Consider the following 12472-nt stretch of genomic DNA (forward strand, 5'->3'; position numbering starts at 1 on the left):
ATCCCTACACCTCCTCTGACCGCGACAGGCGTGGCAGAGGGATTGGGCGATGGGATTTTTCGGTTTCGACATCACGGTGCTGGTGGTCGTCGTTCTTGTCATTCTGGTGCTGATCGCCGGCATCAAGACAGTGCCACAGGGGCATAGCTATACGGTCGAGCGCTTCAGCCGCTATACCCGCACCCTGTCGCCCGGCCTCAACCTGATCGTCCCCTTCATCGACCGCATCGGCGCGAAGATGAACATGATGGAGCAGGTGCTCGACGTCCCGACGCAGGAAATCATCACCAAGGACAACGCCACCGTCTCGGTCGATGGCGTGGCCTTCTACCAGGTGCTGGACGCGGCCCGCGCCGCCTATGAGGTGAACGGCCTCAAGAACGCGCTGCTGAACCTGACCATGACGAATATCCGTACCGTCATGGGCTCGATGGATCTCGACCAGCTGCTGTCGCATCGCGACGAGATCAACGACCGGCTGCTGCGCGTCGTCGATTCCGCCGCCGCTTCCTGGGGCATCAAGATCACCCGCATCGAGATCAAGGACATCGTGCCGCCGGCCGATCTCGTCGATTCCATGGGCCGGCAGATGAAGGCGGAGCGCGAGAAGCGCGCCCAGATCCTTGAGGCGGAAGGCGCGCGCCAGTCGGCCATCCTGAAGGCCGAGGGCGAGAAGCAGGCGCAGATCCTGCAGGCCGAGGGCCGGCGCGAGGCCGCCTTCCGCGATGCCGAGGCGCGCGAGCGCTCGGCGGAAGCCGAGGCCAAGGCGACCGAGCTGGTCAGCAAGGCGATCGCGGCCGGCGACGTGCAGGCGATCAACTATTTCGTCGCGCAGGGCTATACCAAGGCCCTGGAAAAGCTCGCCTCCGCCCCCAACCAGAAGGTGCTGATGCTGCCCGTCGAGGCGACGGCGCTGATCGGCTCGATTGGCGGCATCGCGGAACTCGCGCGCGGCGCCTTTGGCGGCCCCGACCCGGAACCCGCCCAGCGCCGCCGCCAGACCTCCAGCGTGCCGCGTTCCGGCGAAGGATCGTTCTAATGATCGTCGAGGCGGTCCGGCAGCTCGGCCCCTGGAGCTGGTGGATCCTCGGCCTGCTGCTGCTCGGCGTCGAGGTGCTGGCGCCCGGCGCCTTCTTCCTGTGGTTCGGCATCGCCGCGCTGATCGTCGGCGCGCTGGCGCTTCTCGTCGTGGTGAGCTGGCAGGCACAGGCGATCCTGTTCGTCGCGCTGGCACTGGTCCTGGTCATTCTCGGCCGGCGCTTCTATTCGCGCGAGCGTCGCCCGGGCGACCAGCCGCATCTGAACCAGCGCGCGGCGCGCTTCGTCGGCGGCGTCTATCCACTGGCCGAACCGATTTCCAACGGTCATGGCCGCATCCGCATCGATGACACGACCTGGAGCGTCACCGGCCCCGACCTGCCGGCCGGCACCCGCGTCCGCGTCACCGGCTTCGACGGCGCCGTCCTGAAGGTCGTGGCGGCGTAACAAGCCAATATCGATGACGGATAGCCTCGATCTTGCTTCACCTCTCCCACAGGGAGAGGTCGACGGCCAAAGGCCGGCGGGTGAGGGGTTCAGTCCTCTCCACGTCAGCCTCAACCCCTCACCCGGAGCTTCGCTCCGACCTCTCCCTATGGGAGAGGTGAAAAAACCCTACGCTACGCCGATGCGCAGCAGGTCGTGCATGTGCAGCACGCCGACGGGCCGGTCGTCCTCGACCACGAACAGCACGGTGATCTTGGCGGCGTTCAGCCGATCGATTGCCGCGCCCACCAGCATGTCGGGCTGGATCGTCTTCGGCGAGCGGGTCATCACCTGGTCGACGCTGCGCGACAGCAGGTCCGGCCCGATATGACGGCGCAGGTCGCCATCCGTGATCATGCCGATCAGCGCGCCGTCGCCGTCGATCACGCCGAGGCAGCCCAATCCCTTGGCGGTCATCGTCACGATCGCTTCCGTCATCGGCGCGCCGGAAGGCGCCACCGGCATCGACGCGCCCTTGTGCATCACGTCGCGGACGAAATGCAGGCTGGCGCCCAGTTTGCCGCCGGGATGGAACAGGCGGAAATCCTGCGCCGTGAAGCCGCGCGTCTCGAGCAGAGCAATGGCGAGCGCATCGCCCAGCGCCAATTGCATAACCGCCGAGGTCGTCGGCGCAAGGCCATGCGGACAGGCCTCTTCGGCGCGCGGCAGCGCCAGCACATGGCTCGCCTGGCGGCCCAGCGTGCTGTCGGCATTGGAGGTGACGGCGATCAGCGGCGTGCGGAAGCGGCTCGCATATTCGACCACAGCGCGCAGTTCCGCCGTCTCGCCTGACCAGGACAGCGCCAGGATAATGTCGTCGCGGCCGACCATGCCGAGATCGCCATGGCTCGCCTCGGCGGCATGGACGAAGAAGGCCGGCGTGCCGGTGGACGCCAGCGTCGCCGCGATCTTGACGCCGACATGGCCGCTCTTGCCGACGCCGGTGACGACGACGCGGCCGCCATGGGCGCGGATCATGTCGACGACTTCGGCGAAGGGCGCGGCCAGCGGCCCGGCGAAGGCGGCGGCGAGGGCATCGAGGCCGGCGCGCTCGCTTTCCAGCGTCCGGAGCGCCGAGGCGACCGACGGACCCGCCATCTCCACGCTCGTCCGATGTTCGCCTGTCTTGCCCGCCACCGGCATCGTTCACTCCGCATCCGTTTTCTGGCGGGCTTTTAGCATGCCCGGCCAGCCCGCGCCGCCGGAAAACGCTGTGCGGCGGAGAGGCCGTGACAACCTTCTCTTAACCAAGGCCGTTTACGGTTCGGAAACCATAGTGTCCGGCTCGCCGGTCGCTACCCGTTTTCGTCAGAAGGCCACGGCAAGCGGCAATGCACATTCCAGTCCGGCTCATCCTGTCGGCGGCGCTCCTCACGGCGCTCGCATCGACGACGGTTGCCCGGGCCCAGGACGCCGCCCTGCCGGCCGCTCTGCTCGACGACACCGACGCCTTCGGCAGCCTGCGCGGCAGCGACGGACAGGCCGCCGTCGACCTCACCCTGCCGACAGAGACCACCGGCACCGGCCGCGACGAGCCGCTGCAAACCGGCCGCGCCGTGCGCACCGAGCGCATCGCGCCGATCATCGCCGAGGAGGACGAGCCGGCCCGGCCGCGCAACCGCACCGCCGATGCGCTCGATGCCTCCAGCTACGACCCGCTCGGCATCCGCATGGGCAGCTTCACCGTGCTGCCCTCGATCGAATTGCGCGGCGGCTATACCTCGAACGCGGCGGGTTCCGCGACCGGGGGACCGTCGGGGCTGCTGACCCTGGTGCCGGACCTGATCGTCAGGTCGGACTGGAGCCGGCACGCGCTCGACTTCAAGTTCCACGGCACCTACGACTATTTCACCGACACCTCCGTCGCCCCGAAGCCGACCGTGGATGCCGAAGCCAATGCCCGCATCGACCTGCCGCGCGACTGGGCGCTGCGTCTGCGGGCGGCCTATAATTACGAGACGCAGTCGCTCTCCAACCTCGATTACCCGACCGGCGTCGACAACCCGCCGGGGATCAACACCTATGCGGCCGGGGCGACGCTGGATGGCACGCTGGGCCGCACCGTGCTGCAGCTGCGCAGCAACATCGCCTATTCCGGCTATGAAGACGGCAAGGCCGGCGACGTCACCATCCCGCAGGGCTACCGCGACAACACCCTGGTCAGCGCCGCCGCCCGCGTCGGCTACGAGGTGACGCCGGTTCTCACCCCCTTCGTCGAGGCCGAGCTTTCCGACCGCAGCTTCCGCCAGAAGATCGATCCCAACGGCTTCAGTCGCGCCAGCCAGGGCGTGACGCTGCGCGGCGGCATCGCCTATTCGGCGGATCCGGTGCTCCGGGGCGAACTCGCCATCGGCTGGCATCACGAGCGCTATGACGACAATGCGTTCCAGCCGCTGAATGCCATGACCATTGACGGCAACGTGCTGTGGGCGCCGACCGAGCTGACCAACTTCACTTTGCGCGCCGCCACCTATGTCGATCCGACGACGGATTCGAGCTCCGCCGGCTCGATCGTCTACGATGTCGGGCTGAAGGCCCAGCATGCGCTGCGCCGCAACCTGACGCTCGAGGCCGACCTCGGCTACCAGTACCAGGACTACCAGGGCATCAACGCCGCCGACGTGACCTATGAAGCCGGCTTCGGGGTGACGTGGAAAATCAATCGCGCCGCCTGGCTTGTCGGCCGTTTCTCGCAGGAATACTACAAGAGTGCGCAGCCGGGCGGAGACTATCCGACCACCACCGTCACGGTCGGTTTGCGCCTGCAGCGTTGATTTTCAGCTGATTTCGTTTGCCGTGTCATCAACCCGACACGTTCACCGGTTATGCGGGACATCATGGCCTTCAATCACCGCAAAACGATCACCTTCCGCCTCGCCCAGACAGCGCGTGCCGCTCGTGGGCGTTCAGGTAGTCATCTCGCGCGGATCGGGCTCCATCCCGGCCAGGACAGCGTTCTGAAGACGCTCTCCGAGCAGGATGGCCTCTCGATGAGCCAGCTGGCGCAATCGCTGGCCGTTCAGCCGCCCACCGTCACCAAGATGGTGAGCCGCCTCGCCGCCCAGGGTTACGTCGAGCGCAAGGCTTCCAAGGGCGACGGCCGCCAGGCGCATGTCTACCTGACACAGCAGGGCCGCGACGCCATCGTCGACATCGACAAGGGCTGGAAGCGCCTCGAAAAGGAAGCGCTCGCCGGTCTCGACGACAAGGACGTCAAGCGCCTGCGCAAGCTCCTTCGCCAGATCGAGCGCAACCTCTCGGCCATCCCCGAGGACGGCGAAGACGACGCGATCGACGAGCCGGAAGCCGAGCCGGAGACGGAATCGAAGGCGGACGCGGCCGCTATCGCGCCGGAGAACGCCGAAACGGCGGCTTGAGCCGGGCGGCGCAATCTGCTTGATTGGGCAAGGCCCGATCGCCGATAGCGCCTGCCCCCTCACGGGCATCCTCCCCCGACCGACTTCCCGGAGCCCGGATGTCTTCCCCGTTGCCGACCGCCGATGCGGAGGCCACGCTGCGCCTGCGCGGCATCGCCATCTACTCGCTCGCCATGCTGCTGTTCGCCTGCACCGACGCCTGCGCCAAATATGCGGGCCAGTTCGTGCCGGTCATGGAGGTGGTCTGGCTCCGCTTCGCAGTCCAGGTCCTGCTCGCCATCCTGGTGTTCCAGCCGTGGCGCGCCATCGCGCTCTACAAGACGCGGCGGCCGGTGCTGCAATTCATGCGCGGCATGTTCCTGGCCGGCTCGACGGTGTTCAATTTCCTCGCCATCCATGAGCTGCAGCTCGACCAGACCATGTCGATCGGCTTCTCCGCGCCCTTCATCACGGCGGCGCTGGCCGGTCCGCTGCTTGGCGAATGGGCGGGGCCGCGCCGCTGGGCCGCGATCCTGGTCGGCTTTGTCGGCGTGCTGGTCATCACCATGCCCGGCTTCGGATCGCTGAAGCCGGCGATCTTCCTGTCGCTCGGCGCCGCCTTCTCCAACGCCTTCTACATCCTCTCGACCCGGCTCCTGACCCGCACCGACAGCAGCGCCGGCCTGTTGCTCTATTCGGCGCTGATCCCGATGCTGGTGCTGTCGCCCACTGCCCTGCCGACGATCAGCGCGCCGCCGACGCTGCTGGTCGGGGTCTGCATGTTCATGACCGGCGCGCTCGCCTTCGCAGGCCACTGGTGCCTGGTCCGCGCGCACAAGCAGACCGCCGTGCCGGTGCTGGCGCCGTTCATGTATACCGGCCTGATCTGGATGATCCTGCTTGGCTATGTCGTCTTCAACGACGTGCCGGCGCCGCGCACCCTGGTCGGCGCCAGCATCATCATCGCCAGCGGCCTCTATCTGCTCTACCGCGAGCGCGTGAAGGCGCCGGAGCGGCAGGAGCCGGTCGACGTTCTGGACGGCTGAGCCTCGGCTTCTCGCCCGGCGCGGCAGAAAGGCCGCAGCCGCCCGCCCGAAAACGCGCTAAGACAGCGAACCGCATCGCCCGAACGTCGCCCTTCCGCGCCGCTCCCGCGCGCGGCTCCAGACCGTGCTCTCCCCGGAATACCCCATGGCCCTTCCCGCCAACCGACAGGCGCGCTTCTTCGTCGCCCTCGCCATCATGGTCGCGCTGCTGAACAGCACCGCCGCGTCGCCGCTCTATACGAGCTACCGGGTGATGTGGTCGCTGGACGCGTTCACCGTCGCCTTCATCTTCGCCATCTACGCCTTCGGCACGCTCGCCGCGCTGGTCGTTCTGGGACGGCTTTCCGACCGCCTGCCCGACCGGCGGCTGCTGATCATCGTCTCGCTCGGCATCGTGATCGCCGGCGCGCTGATCTTCGCCTCGGCCGGCAATCTGGCCACGCTGCTGATCGGAAGGCTGTTGGCCGGCGCCGGCACCGGCGGCCTGACCGGCATCGCCAATGCCGCCCTGATCGAGCTCGATCCCAAGGCGGACGCACGCGCAAATGCCGTTCTCGCCACCGCCGTCTTCACCGGCGGCTGCGCGCTCGGGCCGGTGATCAGCTCGGCGGCGCTCCATTTCGATGCCTGGCCGCTGCATCTCCCCTCCATCCTGATCGCCGCCCTGGCGCTGGTCGCCATCCTGGGCCTGGTCACCGCCTCCTGGCAGCCGGCCTCGCGCATCGTCGAGACGCCGCAAACGGTCGCCGCAAACGTCGTTCCGACCGGCCGCTACGCCGCCTTCACGGTCGCGGCGGGCGCGCTGATCATCGCCTGGGCCGTCGGCTCGACCTTTGCCGGGCTCGGGGTCACCTTCGTGCATGAATTGCTGAAGGTGAACAGCCAGGCGGCATCCGGCGTCATCGTCGCGGCCTTCCAGCTCGTCGCCGGCATCAGCCAGCTCGCCAGCCAGCGGCTCGATTCCAACAAGGCGATGGTGCTCGGCACCACGCTGATCGCGCTGGCGATCCTCGCCTGCGCCTTCGCCATCTGGACCGCGTCGCCACTGCTGTTCGTGCTCGGCACGTTGGGCAGCGGCATCGGCTATGGCGCGGCCTTTGTCGGCGGCGCCGGCGTGGTCAACCGCATCGCCCCGCCCGACCGGCGCGCCACCTGGGTCTCGACCTTCTACATCACCGGCTATCTCGCCAACGCGCTGCCGGTGCTGGCGCTGGGCTTCCTTGGCGACCGGCTCGGCCTGTTCGGCGCCTTCCTGTGCCTGACGGTCTTCACCGTCGTCGGCACGATCGTGGTCAACAGCACCGCCCGCATGGTGCTACGGCCGTCGCGGCGCGGACGCGCCTAGAGCCTTTCACCGTTTCCCTGAAGCGGTGAAAGGCTCTAGCTCCTTGTGAGATCGCGTTTTCTTCACGCGAACCGGTAGCCACTTCGCTCGAAAACGCTCTAGCCGATCAGTCGAGTTCCTGCACGCCGCCGCCCGAGACCGTCAGCACCTGGCCGCTGATCCACGCCGCCGCCGGCGAGCAGAGGAACAGCGCCGCATTGGCGATATCGGAGGGCTGGCCGAGCCGCCCGAGCGGTGTGTGCTTCAGCATCGCCGCCTCGATCTCCGGCGTCAGCACGCTCTGCAGTGCGTCAGTCTTGATCGCGCCGGGCGCGATGGCGTTGACGCGGATGTTCTTGGGGCCGAGGTCGAAGGCGGCGTTGCGGGTGAGATGGTTGACCGCCGCCTTGGACGAACCATAGGACGCCATGCGCTGGTTCTTGTTCTCGCCCGACATGGACGAGATGTTGAGGATCGCGCCGCCGCCGGCCTGCTCCATTTGCGGCGCCGCCAGCTGCATCAGGCGGAATAGCGCGAAGACGTTCAGCTCATACGCCCAGCGAAAATCCTTCATCGGCATGTCGAACGGCTTGGGTCCGCCGCCGCCGGCATTGTTGACAAGGATCGTTAGCTTGCCGAATTGCGACACCGCCTGCTCGACGGCGCGCGCCAGATGCGCCTCGTCGGTGACGTTGCATTCGATGCCGATCGCCCGGCCGCCCTTCGCGACGATCGCGTCGGCCACCTGGATCGCGCCTTCCGGCTTCAGGTCGGTGACCACGACCGCGGCGCCGGCTTCGGCGAAGGTCGTCGCGATGGCACGGCCGATGCCCGCCGCTGCCCCCGTGACGATGGCGACATCCGCATCGAGGTTGAGGAGCTGGCTGATCGTCATGACGGCACCCGACATTGATCCAGGGAAAGCCCTTCACTCTGTCACGATCGACCAGCGCCGTCATCCGGCCGGCCGGTTCAGATCCCGGCATACCATTCGTAGCCGCGATCTTCCCAGAAGCCGCCCTGGCCGCCATCGATCGCCGCGAAATCGGCCACCGCCTCGATGCGCATGACGTATTTCGCCATCTTGTAGCCGAGTTGGCGCTCGACCCGCAGCCGCAGCGGCGCGCCATGCGCGACCGGCAGGGTCTCGCCGTTCATCTCATAGGCGAGGATGGTCTGGGCATGCTCGGCATCCGGCAAGCCGAGGCTTTCGTAATATTTGGCGCCGCCGGCCAGCGTCTGCTCCAGCGTGTCGGCGCAATAGAACACGATGTAGCGCGCCTCCGGCTTCAGCCCGACCTGGTCGAGCAGCGCCTTCAGCGGCACGCCCTTCCACTTGCCGATGCAGCTCCAGCCTTCGACGCAGTCATGCCGGGTGATCTGGGTGCGCGACGGCATGGCGCGCAGATCCGCCAGCGACCATTCCATCGGCCGCTCCACCAGCCCGCCGACCTTCAGGCGCCAATCCTGGAAGCCATTGGCGGACAGGGCGAGATAATCCTCGTCCTGCGGATCGATGCTGCCATTCGGCTTGAAGTCGGGCGAGATGTCCGCCTCGCCATATTCGCGCGCCATGTCATCGGGCCCGAGGATGGCGCGCTGCGTCGTGCGGGTCAGGTTTTCCGCCCGGAACAGCATGCGGCGGAACCAGTCGGCGCTGGAAAGCTGGTCGCAGCCGGCAAGCACCAGCGTCCCGCCCAGCACGAAGGCGCGCTTCAGGATACCGCGGCGGTCGAAGCCCTTATCAGCGCGCATCGGACTTCTCCTCGGGTTCGATGGCGTAATGGCCGGTGATCATCGAGCGCAGATTGTTGAAGACGCCGGAGATCAGCACCATGACGAGGTGGACGAGGATGAACAGCACCACCAGCGTGGCGCAGACAAAGTGGATGGTGCGCGCCGTCTGCCGGCCTCCGAGGATATCGACGAGCCAGGGAAAGGCTGCGTCGATGCCGGGCGACATGGCGAGGCCGGCCAGGACCAGCAGCGGCAGCACGACCAGCGCGATGCCGAAATAGGCGAGCTTCTGCAGCACGTTGTAGTGACGCGCCTCGTCCCCTCGCGGGAATTTCAGCCGCATGTGCTCCCAGATGGACGCGCCGATATGGCGGAGCTGGTCGCGGTCGGGCACCAGTTCGCGCAGATGGCCGGAGGCGAGGCTCCAGGCGAGGTAGACGAGGCCGTTGGCAACGAACAGCCAGGCGAAGAAGAAGTGCCAGCGTCGTCCGGTGGCGAGATCCTGGAAGCTCGGCAGCGTCGCCCAGCTCGGGAAACCGCGCTCGACGGAGGCGCCATTTTCGCGCGACACGCCCAGAACGCCGGTGGTGGTAAAGTCATGGCCGAGGATGGTGGTAAGGCCGACCGGGTTGTCGTCGGTATCGGGCGCCTGCCGCATCGCCAGCACCGGGCTGTCGAAATGCGAGCGCTGGCCCAGATAGAGGGCTGGATGCGCGTTGAAGATCTGCATCCCGCTCATCAGCAGCACGGTGATGCAGAGCACGTTGATCCAGTGGGTGATCCGGACCACGAGACGGTGGCGATAGATCAGCTGGCGTCGCGGGACGCCTTCTTCCGAGATCGCAGACATGGCCGGACTCCGCCGGCCCGGCACGCGGTCGAAACGGCCGCCCCTTTTCCGGGCCCAACCATTCTACGCTCTTTTCGCCCGCGAAGTTTCGCGAAGCATTCGCGGGTGTAGCCCCGCCAAGTAATTCGCCCGGGAGGTCATTCCCAAAACACGACCATCATCCTGAGGTGCCCGGCGAAGCCGGGCCTCGAAGGAGGGTCCAGGGAACGCCCGAATTAGATCGCGGGGCGGATTTTGCCTGAGTTCGTCTGCAAGCCGCAATGCCCCGCTGGAGCCTCCTTCGAGGCTTCGCTCGCGCGAAGCACCTCAGGATGATGGCGGAGCCGGTCGATGGCCTGGAATACTCAGATGTTTGGCGAGCTGCCCCGCGGCCTAAGGCATCAAGGCAGGCGGAGACGGTGGGCTGCCTTCCTGCAGCCCACGCCTTCACGAAGGAAGAAGGAGCCGATCACCCCTTCAGCTTCGTCCCGTTCTGCGCGGCGATGAAGTCGGCCAGCATCGGCACGAACTTCTCGGCCTGGCCGGAGGCGGCCATGGCGGCGAAATTGTTCTTCACCGCGTCGCCCAGCGTGTTCACCGCGCCGGCCGAATCCGCCATCGACGCGAGATAGCGCAGATCCTTGTAAGCGTTGGAGATGGTGAAGGGATGGGCGTTCTCGTTGCCGTCGATGACGTAGTTCATGAAGGTATCGTAGAAGCCGCAATGCATGCGGCCCTTGCTGATCACCGAATGGAACGTGTCCGGGGTGATGCCGACCTTCTGGCCGACGGCCAGCGCCTCGGAATAGAGCGCGGCATAGCCGAGCGAGAGGAAGTTGTTGATCAGCTTCATCTTGTGGCCGGCGCCGACCGGGCCGACATGCACGATCGTCGCCGCCCAGCAGGCGATCAGCGGTTGGATCGAGGCGAACACCTCGTCGCTGGCGCCGACCAGCGCCTGCAGCTTGCCGGCGGCGGCGCCGGCCGGCGTGCCGCCCAGCGGCGCATCGACCAGCGTCACGCCCTGCGCTTCCATGCGGCCCGAGAGGCGCAGCGTCGAGGTCGGCTCGGCGGTCGAGCAGTCGATGACGATCAGCCCCTTGCGCGCGCCGGCCAGGATGCCGTCCTTGCCTTCGATCACCTGCTCGACATCGCGCGAGCCCGTCACGCAGAGGAAGATCACGTCGGCGCCGCGCGCCATGTCGGCAGGCGTCGCCACCTCATGCGCGCCGAGCGCTAGCAGCCGCTCGACCGCCTCGCGACGGCGATTGGCCATGACCAGCAGCGGGTTGCCCTTGGTGAGCAGGTTGGTCGCCATCCCCTCGCCCATGAATCCAAGCCCGATAAAGCCGACGGTGCGGTTCGACATGACGCAACCCCTCCCTGGGTGTTTGCATTTGATTTCATTCGCAGATTAGAGTGCGAAACCGGTTCAGGACAAGGCAAACCACCGCCGGTCCCGCGAGGAAACACCACCCGATCGGATCGACGGCACAGATCAGCCGGGATCGATCGCCGAAATCATGTTACCGATCACACGAATCCGGTGCCGGCGCTGCGCCAACCGGGTTCGCGCACAGCCAGCCGCAAGGAGCCCCCATGTCTCGGCCCGAACTTCTCATGCCCGGGCGCATGCAAAAGAACGTCAACGATGCCCTCGACGCCAAGTTCACCGTGCATCGCCTCTATGACGCCAAGGACCCGGCCGCCCTGCTCGCCGAAGTCGCGCCGCGCATCCAGGCGGTCGCCGTGGGCGGCGCCGTCGATGCCGCGCTGATCGACAAGCTGCCGGCGCTCGAGATCGTGGCAAGCTTCGGCGTCGGCTATGACCTGGTCGATGCGAAATATGCGGCCACCAAGGGCATCATCGTCACCAACACGCCGGACGTGCTGACCGAGGAAGTCGCCGACACCGCGCTCGGCCTGCTGCTGATGACGGTGCGCGAGCTTTCCGCTTCCGAGCGCTATCTGCGCGCCGGCAAGTGGCCGACCGCCAACTATCCGCTCAGCGGCTCGCTGCGCGACCGCATGGTCGGCATTGTCGGCCTCGGCCGCATCGGCAAGGCCATCGCCCACCGCCTCGAGGCCTTCGGCGTCCCGGTCGTCTACCACAACCGCCGCCCGGCCGAGGATGTCTCCTACAAGTATTACGCCGACCTGACCGAGATGGCCGGGGCCGTCGACACGCTGCTGAGCGTCCTGCCCGGCGGCGCCTCGACCGAGAAGGTCATCAACCGCGCCGTGCTCGACGCGCTCGGCCCCCGCGGCGTGCTGATCAATATCGGCCGCGGCACCGTCGTCGACGAGGCGGAGCTGATCAAGGCGCTGCAGGAAAAGCGGATCGCCGCCGCCGGCCTCGACGTGTTCGAGAAGGAGCCGCAGGTTCCCGCCGAGCTGATCGCGCTCGAAAACGCCGTGCTGCTGCCGCATGTCGGCTCGGCCTCGGTGTTCACGCGCGACGCCATGGGCCAGCGCGTCATCGATAACCTGACCGCCTGGCTCGACGGCAAGCCGCCGCTCAGCCCCGTCTCCGAGACGCCGTTCACCGGTTGGAACAAGAAGTAAGGCGCGGGCCCTTTGGAAGTCCCTCTCCCTCAGGGAGAGGGACATCTTGCCTCGAGATATGGGCTCGCGCAGGCCCCCTCCCCGAAAGCGC

12 protein-coding genes are annotated in these 12472 nt (G+C 67.1%); 7 read left to right on the forward strand and 5 right to left on the reverse strand.

What is annotated here, in order from left to right; all coding sequences use genetic code 11:
* Window positions 1-49 precede the first annotated feature (49 nt).
* Complete coding sequence (locus ACHMWQ_RS23590; protein ID WP_354551440.1) at window positions 50-1039, forward strand: SPFH domain-containing protein; 990 nt, start codon at window positions 50-52, stop codon at window positions 1037-1039.
* Window positions 1039-1485, forward strand: a complete 447-nt coding sequence (locus tag ACHMWQ_RS23595) for an NfeD family protein (RefSeq protein WP_396309337.1) — start codon at window positions 1039-1041, stop codon at window positions 1483-1485. Before ACHMWQ_RS23590 ends, ACHMWQ_RS23595 begins: the two co-directional genes overlap by 1 nt.
* Window positions 1486-1653: 168 nt before the next feature.
* Here ACHMWQ_RS23595 and ACHMWQ_RS23600 read toward each other — a convergent pair whose 3' ends face one another.
* A complete protein-coding gene (locus ACHMWQ_RS23600; RefSeq protein WP_396309338.1) occupies window positions 1654-2622 on the reverse strand; it encodes an SIS domain-containing protein in 969 nt (322 codons plus the stop codon).
* Between the two features lie 233 nt (window positions 2623-2855).
* Between ACHMWQ_RS23600 and ACHMWQ_RS23605 the strand changes: the two genes are divergently transcribed.
* The 4 genes from ACHMWQ_RS23605 (at window position 2856) to ACHMWQ_RS23620 (ending at window position 7271) form a co-directional block, all read left to right on the forward strand.
* Window positions 2856-4298 (forward strand): outer membrane beta-barrel protein, encoded by a 1443-nt coding sequence (locus ACHMWQ_RS23605; protein ID WP_396309339.1) that lies wholly within the window; start codon window positions 2856-2858, stop codon window positions 4296-4298.
* A 63-nt stretch (window positions 4299-4361) separates the two neighbouring features.
* Window positions 4362-4901 (forward strand): MarR family winged helix-turn-helix transcriptional regulator, encoded by a 540-nt coding sequence (locus tag ACHMWQ_RS23610; RefSeq protein WP_396309340.1) that lies wholly within the window; start codon window positions 4362-4364, stop codon window positions 4899-4901.
* Window positions 4902-4999: 98 nt separating this feature from the next.
* On the forward strand, window positions 5000-5926 hold the full coding sequence (locus tag ACHMWQ_RS23615; RefSeq protein ID WP_396309341.1) for a DMT family transporter: 927 nt from the start codon (window positions 5000-5002) through the stop codon (window positions 5924-5926).
* Window positions 5927-6071: 145 nt separating this feature from the next.
* Window positions 6072-7271: an MFS transporter gene (locus ACHMWQ_RS23620; RefSeq protein ID WP_396309342.1), complete on the forward strand. Its 1200-nt coding sequence runs from the start codon at window positions 6072-6074 to the stop codon at window positions 7269-7271.
* Window positions 7272-7377: 106 nt separating this feature from the next.
* On the opposite strand, the gene hdhA is transcribed toward ACHMWQ_RS23620, so the two are convergent.
* The 4 genes from hdhA to ACHMWQ_RS23640 all read right to left on the reverse strand — a co-directional run bounded on the left by hdhA (window position 7378) and on the right by ACHMWQ_RS23640 (window position 11185).
* Window positions 7378-8145, reverse strand: a complete 768-nt coding sequence (gene hdhA, locus ACHMWQ_RS23625; protein WP_396309343.1) for a 7-alpha-hydroxysteroid dehydrogenase — start codon at window positions 8143-8145, stop codon at window positions 7378-7380.
* A 77-nt stretch (window positions 8146-8222) separates the two neighbouring features.
* Window positions 8223-9005, reverse strand: coding sequence for a molybdopterin-binding protein (locus tag ACHMWQ_RS23630; RefSeq protein WP_396309344.1), 783 nt, complete (start codon window positions 9003-9005; stop codon window positions 8223-8225).
* Window positions 8995-9837: a cytochrome b/b6 domain-containing protein gene (locus ACHMWQ_RS23635; RefSeq protein ID WP_396309345.1), complete on the reverse strand. Its 843-nt coding sequence runs from the start codon at window positions 9835-9837 to the stop codon at window positions 8995-8997. Before ACHMWQ_RS23635 ends, ACHMWQ_RS23630 begins: the two co-directional genes overlap by 11 nt.
* A gap of 448 nt (window positions 9838-10285) precedes the next feature.
* Window positions 10286-11185 carry an NAD(P)-dependent oxidoreductase gene (locus ACHMWQ_RS23640; protein ID WP_354551456.1) on the reverse strand — a complete coding sequence of 300 codons (900 nt, stop codon included), beginning with the start codon at window positions 11183-11185 and terminating at the stop codon, window positions 10286-10288.
* Window positions 11186-11415: 230 nt separating this feature from the next.
* Here ACHMWQ_RS23640 and ACHMWQ_RS23645 point away from each other — a divergent pair, with 230 nt between their 5' ends.
* Window positions 11416-12381 (forward strand): 2-hydroxyacid dehydrogenase, encoded by a 966-nt coding sequence (locus ACHMWQ_RS23645; protein WP_396309346.1) that lies wholly within the window; start codon window positions 11416-11418, stop codon window positions 12379-12381.
* Window positions 12382-12472 lie beyond the last annotated feature (91 nt).

It is taken from the genome of Kaistia sp. UC242_56 (genome assembly GCF_044452255.1).
GTDB classification, from domain to species: domain Bacteria; phylum Pseudomonadota; class Alphaproteobacteria; order Rhizobiales; family Kaistiaceae; genus Kaistia; species Kaistia defluvii_A.

Bases quoted from the DNA above. Each gene is read 5' to 3' on its own strand.
- ACHMWQ_RS23600 (WP_396309338.1), bottom strand. From the start codon at position 2,622: ATGGCGGGTCCGTCGGTCGCCTCGGCGCTCCGGACGCTGGAAAGCGAG.
- ACHMWQ_RS23630 (WP_396309344.1), bottom strand. From the start codon at position 9,005: ATGCGCGCTGATAAGGGCTTCGACCGCCGCGGTATCCTGAAGCGCGCC.
- ACHMWQ_RS23635 (WP_396309345.1), bottom strand. From the start codon at position 9,837: ATGTCTGCGATCTCGGAAGAAGGCGTCCCGCGACGCCAGCTGATCTAT.
- ACHMWQ_RS23615 (WP_396309341.1), top strand. From the start codon at position 5,000: ATGTCTTCCCCGTTGCCGACCGCCGATGCGGAGGCCACGCTGCGCCTG.
- ACHMWQ_RS23590 (WP_354551440.1), top strand. From the start codon at position 50: ATGGGATTTTTCGGTTTCGACATCACGGTGCTGGTGGTCGTCGTTCTT.
- ACHMWQ_RS23620 (WP_396309342.1), top strand. From the start codon at position 6,072: ATGGCCCTTCCCGCCAACCGACAGGCGCGCTTCTTCGTCGCCCTCGCC.
- ACHMWQ_RS23640 (WP_354551456.1), bottom strand. From the start codon at position 11,185: ATGTCGAACCGCACCGTCGGCTTTATCGGGCTTGGATTCATGGGCGAG.
- ACHMWQ_RS23605 (WP_396309339.1), top strand. From the start codon at position 2,856: ATGCACATTCCAGTCCGGCTCATCCTGTCGGCGGCGCTCCTCACGGCG.
- hdhA (WP_396309343.1), bottom strand. From the start codon at position 8,145: ATGACGATCAGCCAGCTCCTCAACCTCGATGCGGATGTCGCCATCGTC.
- ACHMWQ_RS23610 (WP_396309340.1), top strand. From the start codon at position 4,362: ATGGCCTTCAATCACCGCAAAACGATCACCTTCCGCCTCGCCCAGACA.
- ACHMWQ_RS23645 (WP_396309346.1), top strand. From the start codon at position 11,416: ATGTCTCGGCCCGAACTTCTCATGCCCGGGCGCATGCAAAAGAACGTC.
- ACHMWQ_RS23595 (WP_396309337.1), top strand. From the start codon at position 1,039: ATGATCGTCGAGGCGGTCCGGCAGCTCGGCCCCTGGAGCTGGTGGATC.